Below are 17,174 nucleotides of genomic sequence, written 5' to 3'. Positions count from 1 at the left end.
ATCAAACACCGAAATCGGCGTTCGGCGCCTCTGGCCGGCGGCGTTGACAGATTGCACCGCAGCATGCGTATTCGTGGCCTTGGGGTTACGCCAAAGCGATGCTGTTCGAACGGGGCGGGGTTTCTTGAACGACGGCATTGGCGGGGGCGCCGGACGAGCGGGCATTGCAGCCTGAGGCAGTGTGCCGCTCGCTCCTGGCTCGCGGTTGAAAAGCCCAGCCGTCAGCCTTCATTTGCGGCTTCTGCCGGTGGCCATAGCCCAGCCAAGTCCTGCCATCAAACAATTCTCTAGAACCAAAAGAGCTTGCCCGCTGTTGCGTGGCTGGCCAAACGCGCACCCATAGGCAAAGCATTGGTGGGCAGCAAAAAGCCCTTGAAGGCGGAAAGCCTTCAAGGGCTTTGCATTGTTATCCGGGCGGGATCTTAGACCGAATAGTACATGTCGTATTCGACCGGATGCGGGGTCATTTCGAAGCGCATCACCTCGGCCATCTTCAACTCGATGTAGCTGTCGATCTGGTCGTCGTCGAAGACGCCGCCGGCCTTCAGGAAGCCGCGGTCCTTGTCCAGGCTCTGCAGCGCTTCACGCAGCGAACCGCAGACGGTCGGGATCTTCTTCAACTCCTTCGGCGGCAGGTCGTAGAGGTCCTTGTCCATCGGCTGTCCCGGATGGATCTTGTTCTTGATGCCGTCGAGACCGGCCATCAGCAAGGCGGAGAAGGCCAGGTAAGGGTTCGCGCCCGGATCGGGGAAGCGAACCTCGACGCGCTTGGCCTTCGGCGACGAGCCGAACGGGATGCGGCAGGAGGCCGAGCGGTTGCGCGCCGAATAGGCGAGCAGCACCGGCGCTTCATAGCCCGGCACCAGACGCTTGTAGGAGTTGGTCAGCGGGTTGGTGAAGGCGTTGACCGCCTTGGCGTGCTTGATGACGCCGCCAATGAAGAACAGGCAGTTCTCCGACAGGCCGGCATATTCATTGCCGGCGAAGGTCGGCTTGCCACCCTTCCAGATCGACATGTGGACATGCATGCCCGAACCGTTGTCGCCAAAGATCGGCTTCGGCATGAAGGTTGCCGTCTTGCCATAGGCGTTGGCGACCTGGTGCACGACATACTTGTAGATCAGCATCTTGTCGGCGTTGCGCACCAGCGCGTCGAACTTGATGCCAAGCTCATGCTGGGCGGCGGCCACTTCGTGGTGATGCTTTTCGACGCGCACGCCCATCTCGGCGAGCACGGTCAGCATCTCGGAGCGCATGTCCTGCGCGCTGTCGATCGGCGGCACCGGGAAATAGCCGCCCTTGACGCGCGGACGGTGACCGAGATTGCCGGTCTCGTAGTCGGTATCGTCATTCGACGGCAGTTCGGTCGAGTCGAGCTTGAAGCCGGTGTTGTAGGGGTCGGCCTTGTACTTCACGTCGTCGAAGACGAAGAACTCTGCTTCCGGGCCGACATAGATGGTGTCGCCGATGCCTTCAGCCTTCATGTAGGCCTCGGCCTTCTTGGCCGTGCCGCGCGGGTCGCGGTTGTAGGATTCGCCGGAGACCGGGTCGAGGATGTCGCACAGGATGACCATGGTCGACTGCGCGAAGAACGGGTCCATGTGGACCGTGTCCGGATCGGGCATCAGCACCATGTCGGACTCGTTGATGGCCTTCCAGCCGGCAATCGAGGAGCCGTCGAACATGACGCCATCGGCAAACATGTCTTCCTCGACCTCGACGACATCCATCGTCACGTGTTGCAGCTTGCCCTTCGGGTCGGTGAAGCGCAGGTCGACGAATTTCACGTCGTTGTCCTTGATCTGCTTCATGATGTCTTTGGCTGTCGTCATGTCATTTATCCCTGTTTGATGACGTTTTTTGATGGATGACGGTTCTTGGAGGATGGCTCCGTCAGACGGCGTCCATGCCGGTTTCGCCGGTACGGATGCGTACGACTTCCTCGATATTGGAGACGAAGATCTTGCCGTCGCCGATGCGGCCGGTCTGGGCTGCCTTGCGGATGGCCTCGATCGCGCCTTCGACCGCATCGTCGCCGAGCACCACCTCGATCTTCACCTTGGGCAGGAAATCGACGACATATTCCGCGCCTCGGTAGAGTTCGGTGTGACCCTTCTGGCGCCCGAAGCCCTTGGCCTCGGTGACGGTAATGCCTTGCAGTCCGGCCTCCTGAAGCGCTTCCTTCACTTCGTCCAGCTTGAATGGCTTGATGATCGCTTCGATCTTTTTCATGTAAAAAGTGGCCTCCACTGCCAAAAAAACGGGTTGTGAGCCCCCGCTTGCGCCTCGATCAAGCACGAACTGTGCCAATCCGAGGGATTCGAAGCGGTCTCATACGATTTCGAAGCCATGCTGCACCTGGATGCAAATTCGCGTCATTCACTGCAACGGATGCGGCATGGGCCGCAAGAGCCTACACAGTGCCGTCATTTGCGCCCGCACAAAAACCAGGCAAGTTGCTCATACAGTGGGCAATCTTGCGCCTGCGACGTGCATCCTGACGGTCTGGCGGCGGATCGCAACAACTCCTCCCCGTTTGCGTCGAGCCGAAAACTGGACAATGCTTGATCGAATGCGGATCGGCAATCCATGAGCAACGAACTTCTTTCTCCCGCCGAAATGAGCGAGGCGGATCGGCTGACGATTGCCGCCGGCCCGCTCAACGGTTTTGGCCTGATGCAGCGCGCCGGTGAGGCGGTCGCGGCCGAAGTTCTCAAGCACTATCCCTCGGCAACACATGTCCATGTGCTCTGCGGTCCCGGCAACAATGGCGGCGACGGTTATGTCGTCGCCCGCATCCTGGCCGGCAACGGCGTTGCCACGACAATCTGGGCGTCCGTTGCGCCGAGGCCGCTAAGCGACGCGGCGCTCGCTGCTGCCGAATGCCCGATCGAGCCGCGGCCGCTGTCCGGCTTTAAGGCCGAGCCCGGCTCGATCGTGGTCGACGCGCTTTACGGGGCAGGGCTGTCCAAGCCGCTGTCCGGCGATGCCGCCAGGGCGGTCAATATTGCCTCGGACCTCCATTTGCCCGTTGTCGCGGTCGATCTGCCTTCCGGCGTTTCGGGTGATAGCGGCAAAGTGCTGGGCAAGGCATTTACCGCCGATGTTACCGTCACCTTTGCACGCAAAAAACCCGGCCATCTGCTTCTGCCCGGTCGCGAACGGTGCGGCGAGATCGTGCTTGCCGATATCGGCATCGGCGACGACATCATTGCACGGCTCCGGCCCCAGGCGTTCGAGAACACACCGGCGCATTGGCTGCGCGATTTCCCGGTTCCGGCTGTCGACGCGCATAAATACAAGCGCGGCCATGTCGGCGTCTTTTCCGGTGGGCCGAGCGCCACCGGCGCGGCGCGGCTGTCGGCGCTGGCCGCGGCCCGAAGCGGGGCAGGGGCGGTGACCGTGCTGTCGCCGGGCAACGCCATGCAGGTCAATGCCGCCCATCTGACCTCGATCATGCTGCGCAAGACCGATGACGTCGCCGACATCAGCGAATTTGTCGGCGAACGCCGGCCTTCGGCCTTCGTTCTTGGTCCAGGCTTTGGCGTCGGTGAAAAAACGCGGACGTTCGGGCTGGCACTCCTCGCCGCCGGTCAACCGCAAGGTACTTCCGCACGGGTCGATGGCCTTGTGTTCGACGCCGACGCCATCACCGCGTTTCGCGATGAGCCGGACACTTTGTTCGAAGCGGCGCGCGGGCCGAATGCACCGGCCTTGGTGATGACACCGCACGAAGGCGAGTTCGCCAGGCTGTTTCCTGACATCGCCGGTGATGGCGCCTCGTCCAAGCTGGACAAGGCGCGTGCGGCGGCCAAACGTGCCAATGCCGTCATCGTCTACAAGGGCGCTGACACGGTGATCGCGGCGCCCGATGGCCGGGCGGCGATCAACGCCAATGGCGCGCCATGGCTCGCAACCGCAGGATCAGGCGACGTGCTGTCCGGCATCGCCGCCGGGCTGCTGGCGCAAGCCATGCCGGCGTTCGAAGCAGCCTGCGCGGCGGTGTGGATCCATGCCGAGGCCGGCAGCCGGTTCGGGCCGGGGCTGATCGCCGAGGATCTGCCGCTGGCGCTGGTGCCGGTGCTGCGCGAACTGGTCGAAGTACGGCGGAAGGTGCCGATCGGATGAAGCGTTTCGCGCTCGCGTTTGCGGCCGTCGTCGCGCTGTTTACACCGCATGGCGTACGCGCCGGGCAGCCGGTGACCATCGTCGACGATCCGGCGGTGCTCGCCGCACTCGATGCCAAGGGCTATGGCTTCGCCGGCATTTTCGGCGTCGATGGCGCGGGCGACCTGAAGGCGCTCTATGACAAGGTGCCGGCCTATCATGCGATCGTCGATACGGTGGCATCAGACATTGCCACGCTGCGCGCCGAGATAAAGGCCGGCGGGCGCACCCTCTACGAGGTCACCGACGGCAATGTCGGCCGCGTCATGGACATGCGCTGGCTGAAGACGGAGGCGGCACGCTTTCGCCTGGTCGGCGTCGTCAATCGGCTCGACCGGCGCGATTTCGCTGCCTTGGAAGGCGACAAGAGCTGCGGCGAGGTGCGTTTCATCTATCGCCTGGCCTACAGTTTCAGGAAGGGCGGCAAGGTCCTGTCCTCGCGGCTGCCGTTCAACTTCAACGCCGTCTACAGTGCGGCACCCGATGCCGACGGCGGCTGTGTCGGCGTTGCCGGACGCTGGACGCCGCAGCTGGATGAAAGCGTCGACGCCGGCTGGCTGGCCGGCGGGCCGTTGGAGCGCGCCGGGCTCACCTTCAAGCAGCTCGAACTCAATGCGCAGGTCGTGCGCTTTCCCTCCGGTCAGGAGACCGAATTCGGCGGGCAGGCCGCTTATCTGATGCGGATCTTCGGCATCGACGGTGCCGCAGTCAGCGAGAAGCCGCTGGAGAATACGCCGGACACCGAACGGCTCTCGCAAGACGCGGCGCTGAAGAAAAGCCTTGCCGAGTACGTCAGCACCAATGTCGCGGCGGTCGATCTCGGCGTCTACAAAATCCCCGACGCTTTCCTGGCGAAAAAGGTCATCTCGTGGTCGACCTTCGGCAGCGCAAGACAGGCCAACCATCCGTTTACGCAATTATTCCAATCCAAGGAATTCGCATCGCTCGATTATTCCTCACTGAAACTGGTGCGAACGCCGGAGGCGCTGGTCGAGCGGTTGGACAACGGCGCCTGTCAGGGCTGTCACCAGGCGGGTTCCACCGCCGGCTTCCACTTCATCGGCCTCGACGACAAGACGACGTCGCCGCTCAACCGCATCGAGGTCGGCATCTCGCCGCATCTCCACGCCGAGATTCCCCGGCGCCAGGCCTGGCTGCGCGCCACTGCCGAAGGCAAGCAGCCGAACCGCTACCGGCCGCTGTCCTTCGCACCGCCTGCGACATGGACCGATACCGGCGATGTCGATTACGCGCCGGCCGGGATGGCGATGCCATGCCTGATGCCGGACGATGCCAAGCGTTTCGGCGCGACCTGGCAATGCGGCGGCGGCACCGTCTGCACGCCGCTGGCGACAGCATCTGGCGTACGCACCGCTCTGGCGCAGTGTCTGCTGCCCAAGGACAGTCCCAAAATGTTCTCCGGCCATCCCTGCCTGACCGGGTCTATCGCCAGCAACGCGGCGCAGCCTTTCAACGACCGCTACAGCATCACGGGTCAGTTCGCGGCCTTTGCGCCGGATGTCTCGCGCGCCGCCTACACCTGCCGTCCGCCGAAGATCGGTGTGCCTGCAGGCATCGCTTATCGCGCCTGCGACGACAAGGACCGCAGCTTTGCCGCCTTCAAGAAGGGCAAGCCGATGCCGAACGAGATTTGCGGGTTGGTCGGCGGCAAGAAATTCGACATCTGCGTGGCGACCAACAATTTCGACCAGTGTCTTGGCGGTGCGGTCAATCGCGGCAACCGCCCGGCCTGTGATGCCGAGCATTTCTGCCGCGAGGATTATATGTGCCAGTCGATGCCGCCCGACACGCCGGGCATTTCAAAAGTGAAAGGCATCGGCTTTTGCTCGCCGACCTATTTCATCTTCCAGATGCGCATCGACAACCACGCAACGCCGTGGGCGAGCCCGACCAGCGCCACCATGGACGCGGGGTTCGGCGCGGCGGAGGAGGAGTGAGCGCCCGACAGCTACCCCCCTCGGCCACCTCACAGCGGAATGTTGTCGTGCTTCTTCCAGGGGTTCTGCATGTCCTTGTTGCGCAGCATTCTGAGCGCGCGCGCAATACGGCGGCGGGTCGAATGCGGCATGATCACCTCATCGACATAGCCGCGCTCGGCGGCGACGAAGGGTGACAGGAAGCGATCCTCGTAAGCCTTTGTATGGGCTGCGATCTTTTCCGCGTCGCCAATGTCCTTGCGATAGATGATCTCGACCGCGCCCCTGGCGCCCATGACGGCGATCTGCGCCGTCGGCCAGGCATAGTTCATGTCGCCGCGCAGATGTTTTGAGGCCATCACGTCATAGGCACCGCCATAAGCTTTGCGGGTGATGACGGTGATCTTCGGCACAGTTGCCTCGGCATAGGCAAAGAGCAGCTTGGCGCCATGCTTGATCAGCCCGCCATATTCCTGCGCGGTGCCCGGCAGGAATCCTGGGACATCGACGAAGGTGACGATCGGTATGGAAAAACAGTCGCAGAAGCGCACGAAGCGCGCTGCCTTGCGGCTGGCGTCGGAATCGAGCACGCCGGCCAGCACCATCGGCTGGTTGGCGACGAAGCCGACCGTGCGGCCCTCGATCCGCCCGAAGCCGGTGACGATGTTTTTGGCGAAATTCTGCTGGATTTCGAAGAAGTCGGTTTCATCGGCGACCTTCAGGATCAATTCCTTGATGTCGTAGGGCTTGTTGGCATTGTCGGGGATCAGCCGGTCGAGCGAAAGATCATGGTCGGTGACCGACTGGTAGCATTCGATCTCGGGGATTTCCGACGTGTTCGACGCAGGCAGGAAATCGACCAGCCGGCGCATTTGCAAGAGCGCCTCGACGTCATTGTCGTAGGCGCCGTCGGCGATCGAGGATTTGGTCGTGTGCACCGAGGCGCCGCCAAGGCTCTCGGCTGTCACCGTCTCGTTGGTGACGGTCTTCACCACATCCGGCCCGGTGACGAACATGTAGGACGTGTCGCGCACCATGAAGATGAAGTCGGTCATGGCGGGCGAATAGACGTCGCCGCCGGCGCATGGGCCCATAATCACGGAAATCTGCGGAATGACGCCGGAGGCCAGCACGTTGCGCTGGAAGATTTCGGCATAGCCGCCAAGGGCCGCCACGCCCTCCTGAATGCGGGCGCCGCCAGCGTCGTAAATGCCGATGATCGGCGCGCGGTTGCGCAGCGCCATCTCCTGCACCTTGATGACTTTTTCGGCATGGGCTTCGGACAGCGAGCCGCCGAACACGGTGAAATCCTTGGCGAAGAGGTAGACCGGGCGGCCATTGACGGTGCCCCAGCCGGTAACGACACCGTCGCCGGCGATCTTGGTTTTCTCCATGCCGAAATCGGTCGAGCGGTGCTCGACATACATGTCGAATTCCTCGAACGAGCCTTCATCGAGAAACACCTCGATGCGCTCTCGCGCCGTAAGCTTGCCCTTCTTGTGCTGGGCATCGATGCGCGCCTGGCCACCACCCATGCGGGCGATGTCGCGCCGGCGCTCGAGTTCCTTCAGCACGTCCTTCATCGCTTGGTCCCCCATGCGCGATACTTCTTGGCAGGCATTCGCCAGATATGGCAGAATAAACCTATGAAGAACAACGTAGAAATATCCGAGGATTTGAACCGCCGGATTGAAATGTTGACCTCGCGCTCGACCCTGACTCGCGATCAGATCATCGAGGATGCCCTGTCGCATGGCCGTTCTCTGGCGTGGCAGGAAAAGTGGATTGCCGGCGTTCAGGCGGGAATCGAAGCCGCCGACCGTGGCGACTTCGCCAACGAAGAAGAGATCGCGACGGTTCTCAATAAGCACAGTCAGGCATGAGCCTCGGTGCGAATTGTCTGGACCCGACACTATCTGATCGAGCTTGCATCAATCGGCGACTACCTCGGCCAACATAACCCGCGGGCCGCTGCCCGGATCGTCAACGAAATTCACTCAAAGACCGCCCGGCTGTTGTCCGCCAACCCGTTCATAGGACGCGTTGGGGAGATCAAAGGCACGCGCGAACTGGTGATTCCCGGCACGCCCTACATCGTCGCGTATCGGGTCACGGACACTCAGATAGAAATTTTGTTTGTCCAGCATGGTGCCAGGAAATGGCCGGATGAGGTTTGAGCGGACATTTCCGACCGCGTCCTAGTCGGTTTTTGCTGCGCCGCAACATGACGCCCCTTGCATTCCGGGGCGAACTCGGCCATATGCAGCCCATAGGCGCTTGGGCCGGGAGATTCCGGCCTTCTCGACAAATGAGACTGGTTGCGTCTGTTTTCCCTCTTTCCGGTATATCGGCCTCCCTTTCCGGTACATCACAAAGTGGCGAAAAAGCCCCGTGGCATGATGCCTGCGGGCACGACAGCGCAGCCGAGTGGACGTTTACGTCCGCCCGCCTTGTCGTTTCATAACAAATTTTTCGACGGCAGGTTGCGCCCTGCCGCCATCGATGTTTGCGGCCACGGAGCCGCGTGAAAGAAGAATATTTTGACCAACGAAAACACATTGCCCGGCAACGACTCCGCGGAACTCACCGGTTTCGCAGCGCTGGGAATTACGGGTGCGCTGCTCAAGGCCACCCACAATGCCGGCTTCGCCGAACCGAAGCCGATCCAGATGCAAGCGATCCCGCCGCAGCTGGAAGGCCGTGACATTTTCGGCATCGCGCAGACGGGCTCCGGCAAGACCGCGGCCTTCGCGCTGCCGATCCTGTCCAAGATCATCGCGCTCGGCACCAAGCGTCGCGCCAAGACGGCCCGGGCCCTGATCCTGGCGCCGACCCGCGAACTCGCGGTGCAGATCGAGGACACCATCAAGATCCTCGCAAAAGGCCAGCATGTCTCCACTGCACTCGTGCTGGGCGGCGTCTCGCGCTTCAGCCAGGTGAAGAAGGTTGCACCGGGCGTCGACATCCTCATTGCCACGCCTGGCCGGTTGACCGACCTGGTGCGCGAGGGCGACCTGATCCTCTCCGACACCAAATGGCTGGTGCTGGACGAGGGCGACCGCATGCTCGACATGGGCTTCATCAACGACGTCAAGCGCATTGCCAAGGCGACCGCGCCTGATCGTCAGACGGCGCTGTTTTCAGCCACCATGCCGGATGAGATCGCCGAACTGGCCAAGGGCCTGTTGAAGAACCCCGTGCGCATCGAAGTCTCGCCGCAGAGCACCGCGGCTGTCGAAATCGTGCAGGGCGTCGTCTTCGCCCGCACCAAGCAGAAGCGCCAGGTGCTGTCGGCCATGCTCGCCGACGAAGCGATGAAGTCCGTCATCATCTTTTCGCGCACCAAGCATGGTGCCGACCGGGTGACCAAGGATCTCGAGCGCGATGGCTTCAAGGCCGCCGTCATTCACGGCAACAAGTCGCAGAACGCCCGTCAGAAGGCGCTCAACGATTTCCGTGAGGGATCGGTGCGCATTCTGGTCGCGACCGACATTGCCGCGCGCGGCATCGACGTCCCCGGCATCAGCCATGTCGTGAATTTCGACCTGCCGGACGAAGCCGAAAGCTACGTCCACCGCATCGGCCGGACCGGCCGCAACGGCATGGATGGCATTGCGATCACGCTTTGCGATCCTTCGGAAAACAGCAAGCTGCGTCAGGTCGAGCGCATCATCCGCACCAAGCTGCCGATCGTTGCCGACCATCTCGGCAGCCCCGATCCGCAGCGCAATCCGGCTGAAAAGAACGAGCGTTTCGAGCCCGCCAATGATCGCAACGACCGTAATGGCCGTCGCGACGGCAGGCGGCCGGGCGGCGAGAACAAGGGCAGCGGTTTCGGCAAGAAGCGCTTCGGCGACAAGCCGGCCTTTGCCGGCGAGCGCAAACCGGAAGGCAGCAAGCCGGCCTTCAAGGGCAACAACAAGCGCCGCTTCGGCGGCAAGCGCCCGGCGGCGCGGGCTGCTTAACCACGCCTGGCTGGTGGCTGACCAAACCTTAGCAGTTGGCTGGTTATCTGTCTGATAGAGAAGAGGGCGGCTGAAGCGATGCTTCGGTCGCCCTTTCGTTTGACCGTTACTTTGCCACCGCCTCGACCCAGACGGCGATTCTCTGCGCCAGGAAAGCCGTGGTCGATGGTGACAGCACATCGCCGGCGATGACATGGTTGTCCGGGTCGCCGCTGCTTTCGATGGGCACCAGCTCATGTGCGCCACCCCAACGTCCGGCGATCTCACGCGTGCGGTCGGGCCGCACCACCTTGTCCATAGCCGAGAAAATGAACAAAGCCGGGATGGTCGCCTTCTCCACCGGCGCGCCATAGGCAAGTTCCGTCAGCGCCTGCATCGGCAGCGTCGCGGCAACCGGATATTTGGTGGTCCAGAGCTTTTCGTGCAGGGCGTTGCGCGCCACGAAGCTGCGCTCCTTGCCGATGACGAGTTCGGCGATCTGCTTGCCCCATGGCATGGTCAGGATCTGGGCGCCGGACGCCTTCACGCCGAAATTGGGCGAGATGAACGCAATGGCCGCCACCCCGTCCGATGCGCCGGGTTGCGTTGCCGCCCAAGCCGCCAGCGAGCCGCCGGTCGAGGTCGAGATGACGATCACCTTGTCGCCGATCGCCCGGCCGATGGCGAGCGCCTCCTCATAATCGTTGATCCAGGCATTGACGCTGCCTTGCGTCATCGCCGCGCCGTCCTGCCCGTGACCGGTGAGGCGGGTGTAGAAGAGGTTGGCGTCGAGCTGGTCGGCCACGTCGTCGGGCAGGGGGCGGACTTCGCCCTTCGATGCGGAGAAGCCGTGGATATAGACGATCGACAGCGGCGTCTTGGCGTGCACCATCGGGTTGGCCCAGACGATCTCCTTCTCCAGCCCGTCGCGGATGCCGGGCACGGTGGCTTCCACCTTTGCGACATAGGCCTGCGGATCGTCACCGATGACGGAAGGATCGAAACGGATCGTGGTGTCGACGGGAACGCGTGGACCAAGGACGAAGGCCAGAGCAAGGACGGCGATCAGGCCCAGCACAGCAAGCACGATCCGTCGCCCCATCGCAGACTCCACGCAACAACTACGAACCTATGGCGGCGGCCATGAACAGGCAACGGCCGCCCAGGCAGCCAAGCCACCAATCCTTTGCGCATCCTATTTGTTGGGCGGTTTACGCTCGTAATGCAGCGGCCGCGCCTTCCAACTGGTCATCAAGATGATCACCCATCGGGTGACCGGCCTCGGCAACAGACTGAGAAATTTCAGCGGCCAGCTCGTGCGGTACGGGAAGGTGACTTCGAAGCCGCCGGATTTGATAGCCTTCACCATGCGGCGTGTCGCTCGGCTGACCGGCATCAGGCCCGGCATTGGCAGCATGTTCTTTTCGGTCAGCGGCGTGTCGACAAAACCAGGGTTTATCACCTGGACGCGGATGTTCATCTTGTCGAAATCGTACTTCAGCGACTCGGCCAGGATGTTGATCGCCGCCTTGGTGCCGCCATAGGCGGCCGTGGTCGGCCAGCCGAAATAGGCGGTGACCGATCCAACCAGCACGACATGGCCGCGCGCCCGCACGCGCATATAGTCCACGACCGGCACCAGCCCGTTGATGATGCCGAAATAATTGACCTCGAAGGACTTGCGAAAGTCGCTGACGACGAGAGCCTCTCCAGGTGTCGAAATGTAGTTTCCGGCGTTGAAGACGGCGAGCACGATGGGGCCGAGCTCCTTCTCGATCGCGGCCACCGTCCTTTCCATACGCGGCTCGTCGCTGACGTCGCAGGGAAATGCCGTGACGCTGCCCGGCATCTGCGCGGTCTCGACGATCAGCGTGTCGATAGGATCATCGTCCAGTGCCGTTACCGCCACCGCATAGCCCTGGGACGCCAGATCCCTGGCCAGCGAGCGGCCAATACCGCTCGAGCCGCCCGTGACCCAGGCGACGCCGTGTTTCGGATCGGCCCGATAGAGTGTCATGCTGCGCCCTGCCGAGTTTGTTGGTGCCTTGCTCTAGAGCGGTTCACCGTTTCACGGAAACGCTGATCAGCTCTATCTCTTTGTTTGGAGCAATTCCGGACGGAAAACCGCTACGCACTTTTCCTGGAATTGCTCTAACGGTGAAGAAATCGAATGAAAAGAGTGCTTTTCGACGTTGGGTGCAAATGAACTGTAGGATATTCGTCCGGTCGCGAGGGCGCCCGTGCACCGTGGTGCCGGAAATGCGACTGGACCAGACGAATTCTTGCCTTGAAACCGAAGCTTCGGGTTTCTAGGGTTTCGGCGTACGCACACAAGGAATCCTGAATGCCCCGTTCTGTGATCGACGCGATCGGCAACACGCCTCTGATCCGCCTCAACAAAGCGTCCGAAGAAACCGGCTGCGAGATCCTGGGCAAGGCCGAATTCATGAATCCCGGGCAATCGGTCAAGGATCGCGCCGGCCTGTTCATCATTCGCGACGCCGAACAGCGCGGCCTGTTGCAGCCGGGCGGCGTCATCGTCGAGGGGACGGCCGGCAACACGGGCATCGGGCTGACGCTGGTCGCCAAGGCGCTGGGCTATCGCACCGTCATCGTCATCCCTGATACGCAGAGCCAGGAAAAGAAGGACACGATCCGGTTGCTCGGCGCCGAGCTGATCGAAGTGCCGGCGGTGCCCTACAAGAACCCCAACAATTACGTGAAGCTGTCGGGACGGCTGGCCGAGCAGATGGCCAGGAGCGAGCCGAACGGCGCCATCTGGGCCAACCAGTTCGACAATGTCGCCAACCGCGACGGCCATATCCGCACGACGGCGCAGGAAATCTGGGCCCAGACCGGCGGCAAGGTCGACGGGTTCGTTTCGGCGGTCGGTTCCGGCGGCACGCTTGCCGGCGTCGCCATGGGGCTGAAGGCCAGGAGCAACAATGTGAAGATCGCGCTAGCCGACCCGTTGGGCGCCGCGCTCTACAGTTTCTACACCAGCGGCGAATTGAAGTCCGAGGGCAGTTCGATCACCGAAGGCATCGGGCAGGGGCGCATCACCGCCAATCTCAAAGGCTTCACGCCGGACTTCTCCTTCCAGATCAGGGACGAGGACGCGCTGCCGATCGTCTTCGACTTGATCCAGGAAGAAGGCCTGTGTGTCGGCGGTTCGACCGGCATCAACATTGCCGGCGCCATCCGGCTGGCCAGGGAGCTGGGCCCTGGCCACACCATCGTGACCATTCTTTGCGACTACGGCACGCGCTACCAGTCGAAGCTGTTCAACCCGGAATTCCTGCGCGAGAAGAATCTCCCGGTGCCGGGCTGGATGGAACTGCAAAGCAAGATTTCGGTGCCTTTCGAAAAGGTCGCATGATGGCGCACAAGACGGAAGCGCTGTTTCGCGACGACGCCTATCTGAAGACAGCGGACGCTAAGGTTGTTGCCGTCAATGACCGCGGTGGCATCATTCTCGACCGCACGATCTTCTACGCAACCTCAGGCGGCCAACCGGGAGACACCGGCTATCTAGAACGCGCCGATGGCAGCCGCATCGCCATTGCCGCCACCATCACCGGCGAAACCAAGGACGAAATCATCCATGTGCCGGCGCCGGAGCAGGTGGCCTTGGCGGTTGGCGAGAAGGTCAAACTGACCATCGACTGGGAACGGCGGCATCTCCTGATGCGCATGCATGCGGCCTGTCACCTGCTTACAGTCGTCTGCCCGTTTCCAATCACGGGGGCTTCGGTTTCCGAGGACGACAGCCGTGTCGATTTCGACATCCCGGACGCCAGCTTCTCGAAGGAAGAGGTGACGGCGAGCCTGATGGACCTGGTGCGCGCCGATCATCCGATTTTCACCAGGCTGATCAGCGACGAGGAACTCGCCGCGAATCCTGGCCTGGTGAAGTCCAAGAACGTCCGGCCGCCGGTCGGCACCGGCAAGATCCGCCTGGTCTGCATCGGTGAGAATGGCGCGGTCGATAGCCAGCCCTGCGGTGGCACGCATGTGAAAAGCACCGGCGAAATCGGCGAAATCCATATCGGCAAGATCGAAAAGAAGGGCCGTGAAAACAGGCGCTTCCGCATCCGCTTTGGCCTGATGCCGGCGATTTGACACGCAACGCTTTGCTTTACCCGGGATAGAGAGAACCAGAATGGCCGAAGACAGTCCTTTTATCGTCGATGCGGACTGGTTGCAGGGGCGCCTCGGCGAGCCGGGCCTGACGATCATTGACGCGTCCTGGTACCTGCCGGCGCAAAAGCGCGACGCGCGCGCCGAATACGAGGCGGCCCACATTCCCGGCGCCCGTTTCCTGGATCAGGATGCGGTTTCGGATCCCGACGCCGCTTTCCCGCACACCCTGCCATCACCTCAGCATTTTGCCCAATATGTCGGTGCGATGGGCGTCTCGGCCGACGACACCATCGTCATTTATGACGGTCCGGGGTTCTTCTCGGCGCCCCGGGCATGGTGGATGTTCCGCATCATGGGCGTCTTCCAGACCTATGTTCTGGATGGCGGTTTCGATGGCTGGAAAGCGGCCGGCCGGCCGGTAACGTCCGAGCCGACGAAGATCGCGCCGAGTGTGTTCCATGCCGATTTCGACGCCGGCCGCGTCGCCAGCCTCGCCGACATGCGCGGGATCGTCGAGACCAGGGCCAGCCAAATTGCCGATGCCCGTGGACCTGGCCGCTTTACTGGTGCCGAACCCGAGCCTCGAGCGGGAATCCGCTCCGGCCATATGCCGGGCGCGCGCAATGTGCCGTACTCCGCACTGTCGGAAAACGGCATGCTGCTGTCGAAGGACCGTTTGCGCAAAGTGATCGAGGCGGCAGGCATCGACCTGTCGAAGCCCGTCGTCACATCTTGCGGCTCAGGTGTCACCGCCGCGGTGATCACTCTGGCGCTGGAGACGCTTGGCCACACCGACAACAGGCTCTATGACGGCTCATGGACCGAGTGGGGCGGGCTCTCCGACACGCCTGTCGTGACCGGCCCCGCGAAGACCGGCCCCGATAAGACCGGCCCCGATAAGACCGGCAAGGAATGAACGCGATGGAAAACGGCGTGCTGCAGGACATTGAAGTCACGGTGACTTTTCTCGAAATGCATGCCCCTCCTGCCGTCTCGCCGCCAGTGCCCTACAACCGCCAGGTCGCGCTGCTGAAGACCAGGGAAATTCCCTTGCATTTTTATCGCTATTTGATGGATCGGGTCGGGCGCAAATGGCACTGGGTGAATGTTCTCAGGCTGAATGATGAGGAGCTTTCGGCGGGAATCCACCGTGAGGATCGCGACATCAGGGTGCTTTATCTCGACGGTGCGCCGGCCGGCTTCTTCGATCTCAAGCCGCATCTGCCCGATGAAGTCGAGCTCGCCTATTTCGGCATGATGGAACATGCCACCGGGCAAGGTATTGGCCGCTGGTTCCTGGGCTCGGCGATTTCAGCCGCCTGGTCGCATGGGCCGAAACGGGTGACGGTGCAGACCTGCACGCTGGACCATCCGGCGGCTCTGCCGCTCTACCAGAAGCTCGGTTTCAAGCCGGTCGCGCAGAAGAAAGAGGTCGTGCATCCGCTGCCTTTCGCCGAGCGCTCGGCCAGCGTCATGCGGCCCTGATTCAGCCGGAAGCCGACACCAGCGCGAAACCTGAACCACTCGTTCATCCGCGCTTCAGCCTGTCTTTGGCATCTTGCCCGCATCGTCAATGCGGCAGAGGCCGAAGGAGAAAAGACATGCTGACACGCCGTACCCTGGCCGCCGCGCTGATCGCAGCCATTGCCATGCCGAGCCTTGCCGCCGCCCAGGCGACGACGCCTTCGGCCGCGACGATCGAGCGCAAGCTCGAGGCGGCACCCCGGGTGAAGTTGCGGCCGAACGAGCGCGTCACCATCCGCGAATTCAAGCGCCGGCCGGATCTGCGCCGCATGGCGCGCTCGATCGACATCCAGTCGATCAATTTCGCCTTCGGCTCGGCCGCCATTGCCAGTTCGCAGTACGACAAGATCGACAATATTGCCGACGCGCTGCAACGCATCCTGCGCCGCGATCCCCGTGCCCGCGTGCTGATCGAAGGGCACACCGATGCCGTCGGCTCCTTCCAGTCGAACCAGATCCTGTCCGAGCAGCGCGCCGCTTCGCTGAAACGTACGCTGGTGCGCGAGTTCGGCGTACCCGGCTATGCCTTGGAAACTGTCGGCTATGGCGAGGAGTTTCTGCTGGTGCCGACGCAGAACGAAAACTGGCAGAATCGCCGGGTGACATTGCGACGCTTTGACGATTTCATCCGCTGATTTGGGGTTCGGCCAGTGCTTCATTGGCCGGCTTACTTCACCGGGTTGGCGCTGGTGCCTTTATCTATATGAGGGACTGATCGCCGACATCGGATCGGTCCCTCGATCCCTTGGCAGGAATCGGGTGGGAAGCATTGGCCCGTGCGCATAGTTTCCGGTCGACAACACCGGAGGTTTTCACGATGACCATTCAGTTCAAGGCGCTGCCTACCGAATCTGTAAGAGCTCTGCAGCGTGGTGGACCCGATGCTTACGGCCACACGCCCGAGCGGAACATCTCCGACGGCGACGGCATGCCTTGCCGGCATTGTCTAAGGAACATCGCAGCCGGCGACGCCTATCTCATTCTCGCCTATCGGCCGTTCCCGAACCTGCAGCCCTATGCGGAAACCGGGCCGATCTTCCTGCATGCCGAAGAATGCGAGCGCGCCGCCGGGAGCGAAATGCTTCCCGAGATCCTCGAAAGCCCGGACTACATCGTGCGCGGTTATGGCAGGGATGACCGCATCGTCTACGGCAGCGGCGGAGTCATCCCGACCGAGGCAATTGCAGCGCGAGCCGAGACTTTGTTCGAACGCGACGACATTGCCTACGTGCATGTCCGCTCGGCGCGCAACAACTGCTACCAGTGCCGGATTGAACGGGCCTGAACCGCAGGGAATGCGGTCAGGGGGCCTGTCGTACTCCCGTCGCATAGATCAGATAGAAAGCCAGTGTCGATCGATTGGCCGACCGCGGATGAACCGGCGGCAATCTCGATATCGAGGAAGCGGGGCTTTGGCTCCGCTTTTTTGTTGCGTCGAGCAATCCAGGAAAAGCGCATA

16 protein-coding genes are annotated in these 17,174 nt (G+C 62.3%); 11 read left to right on the top strand and 5 right to left on the bottom strand.

The annotated features are described in order from the left end of the window. Positions 1 to 422: 422 nt before the first annotated feature. Both glnA and AC56QX_RS24340 read right to left on the bottom strand, forming a co-directional pair. Entirely contained in the window at positions 423 to 1,832 is a 1,410-nt protein-coding gene (glnA, locus tag AC56QX_RS24345) for a type I glutamate--ammonia ligase (RefSeq protein WP_027045003.1), read from the bottom strand. Between the two features lie 61 nt (positions 1,833 to 1,893). After that, positions 1,894 to 2,232, bottom strand: coding sequence for a P-II family nitrogen regulator (locus AC56QX_RS24340; protein WP_006205430.1), 339 nt, complete (start codon positions 2,230 to 2,232; stop codon positions 1,894 to 1,896). Positions 2,233 to 2,589: 357 nt separating this feature from the next. Between AC56QX_RS24340 and AC56QX_RS24335 the strand changes: the two genes are divergently transcribed. Both AC56QX_RS24335 and AC56QX_RS24330 read left to right on the top strand, forming a co-directional pair. Then, positions 2,590 to 4,128, top strand: a complete 1,539-nt coding sequence (locus AC56QX_RS24335) for an NAD(P)H-hydrate dehydratase (RefSeq protein ID WP_497111083.1) — start codon at positions 2,590 to 2,592, stop codon at positions 4,126 to 4,128. Then, positions 4,125 to 6,125 carry a hypothetical protein gene (locus tag AC56QX_RS24330; RefSeq protein WP_497111082.1) on the top strand — a complete coding sequence of 667 codons (2,001 nt, stop codon included), beginning with the start codon at positions 4,125 to 4,127 and terminating at the stop codon, positions 6,123 to 6,125. Before AC56QX_RS24335 ends, AC56QX_RS24330 begins: the two co-directional genes overlap by 4 nt. Positions 6,126 to 6,154: 29 nt before the next feature. On the opposite strand, the gene AC56QX_RS24325 is transcribed toward AC56QX_RS24330, so the two are convergent. Then, the gene (locus AC56QX_RS24325) at positions 6,155 to 7,687 is read right to left on the bottom strand and encodes an acyl-CoA carboxylase subunit beta (RefSeq protein ID WP_497117871.1); all 1,533 of its coding nucleotides are present in this window, start codon (positions 7,685 to 7,687) and stop codon (positions 6,155 to 6,157) included. Between the two features lie 63 nt (positions 7,688 to 7,750). On the opposite strand from AC56QX_RS24325, the gene AC56QX_RS24320 reads away from it, so the two are divergent. From AC56QX_RS24320 to AC56QX_RS24310, 3 genes are all read left to right on the top strand, one after another. Further along, the gene (locus tag AC56QX_RS24320) at positions 7,751 to 7,987 is read left to right on the top strand and encodes a transcriptional regulator (RefSeq protein WP_497111081.1); all 237 of its coding nucleotides are present in this window, start codon (positions 7,751 to 7,753) and stop codon (positions 7,985 to 7,987) included. A 6-nt stretch (positions 7,988 to 7,993) separates the two neighbouring features. Continuing rightward, on the top strand, positions 7,994 to 8,281 hold the full coding sequence (locus AC56QX_RS24315) for a type II toxin-antitoxin system RelE/ParE family toxin (RefSeq protein WP_497111079.1): 288 nt from the start codon (positions 7,994 to 7,996) through the stop codon (positions 8,279 to 8,281). A gap of 363 nt (positions 8,282 to 8,644) precedes the next feature. Further along, positions 8,645 to 10,069 (top strand): DEAD/DEAH box helicase, encoded by a 1,425-nt coding sequence (locus AC56QX_RS24310; protein ID WP_497111077.1) that lies wholly within the window; start codon positions 8,645 to 8,647, stop codon positions 10,067 to 10,069. A gap of 106 nt (positions 10,070 to 10,175) precedes the next feature. On the opposite strand, the gene AC56QX_RS24305 is transcribed toward AC56QX_RS24310, so the two are convergent. Both AC56QX_RS24305 and AC56QX_RS24300 read right to left on the bottom strand, forming a co-directional pair. Beyond that, positions 10,176 to 11,150, bottom strand: coding sequence for an alpha/beta hydrolase (locus AC56QX_RS24305; RefSeq protein WP_497111076.1), 975 nt, complete (start codon positions 11,148 to 11,150; stop codon positions 10,176 to 10,178). Positions 11,151 to 11,243: 93 nt separating this feature from the next. Then, positions 11,244 to 12,065, bottom strand: a complete 822-nt coding sequence (locus AC56QX_RS24300) for an SDR family oxidoreductase (RefSeq protein ID WP_497111075.1) — start codon at positions 12,063 to 12,065, stop codon at positions 11,244 to 11,246. A gap of 327 nt (positions 12,066 to 12,392) precedes the next feature. Here AC56QX_RS24300 and AC56QX_RS24295 point away from each other — a divergent pair, with 327 nt between their 5' ends. The 6 genes from AC56QX_RS24295 to AC56QX_RS24270 all read left to right on the top strand — a co-directional run bounded on the left by AC56QX_RS24295 (position 12,393) and on the right by AC56QX_RS24270 (position 17,000). Further along, positions 12,393 to 13,427 (top strand): cysteine synthase A, encoded by a 1,035-nt coding sequence (locus AC56QX_RS24295; protein WP_497111074.1) that lies wholly within the window; start codon positions 12,393 to 12,395, stop codon positions 13,425 to 13,427. Beyond that, complete coding sequence (locus AC56QX_RS24290) at positions 13,427 to 14,170, top strand: alanyl-tRNA editing protein (protein WP_497117869.1); 744 nt, start codon at positions 13,427 to 13,429, stop codon at positions 14,168 to 14,170. Before AC56QX_RS24295 ends, AC56QX_RS24290 begins: the two co-directional genes overlap by 1 nt. A 40-nt stretch (positions 14,171 to 14,210) precedes the next feature. Next, positions 14,211 to 15,107, top strand: coding sequence for a 3-mercaptopyruvate sulfurtransferase (sseA, locus tag AC56QX_RS24285; protein ID WP_497111073.1), 897 nt, complete (start codon positions 14,211 to 14,213; stop codon positions 15,105 to 15,107). Between the two features lie 5 nt (positions 15,108 to 15,112). Beyond that, positions 15,113 to 15,676 carry a GNAT family N-acetyltransferase gene (locus tag AC56QX_RS24280; RefSeq protein ID WP_497117868.1) on the top strand — a complete coding sequence of 188 codons (564 nt, stop codon included), beginning with the start codon at positions 15,113 to 15,115 and terminating at the stop codon, positions 15,674 to 15,676. A 116-nt stretch (positions 15,677 to 15,792) separates the two neighbouring features. Next, the gene (locus AC56QX_RS24275; RefSeq protein WP_497111072.1) at positions 15,793 to 16,350 is read left to right on the top strand and encodes an OmpA family protein; all 558 of its coding nucleotides are present in this window, start codon (positions 15,793 to 15,795) and stop codon (positions 16,348 to 16,350) included. 182 nt (positions 16,351 to 16,532) lie between these two features. Beyond that, positions 16,533 to 17,000 carry a DUF1203 domain-containing protein gene (locus tag AC56QX_RS24270; RefSeq protein WP_497111071.1) on the top strand — a complete coding sequence of 156 codons (468 nt, stop codon included), beginning with the start codon at positions 16,533 to 16,535 and terminating at the stop codon, positions 16,998 to 17,000. Positions 17,001 to 17,174: the final 174 nt, after the last annotated feature.

This window comes from Mesorhizobium sp. RCAM 06353 (genome assembly GCF_059683585.1).
Note: the sequence above shows the minus strand (reverse complement) of the source record. Positions and strands in the feature narration are given on the sequence as shown.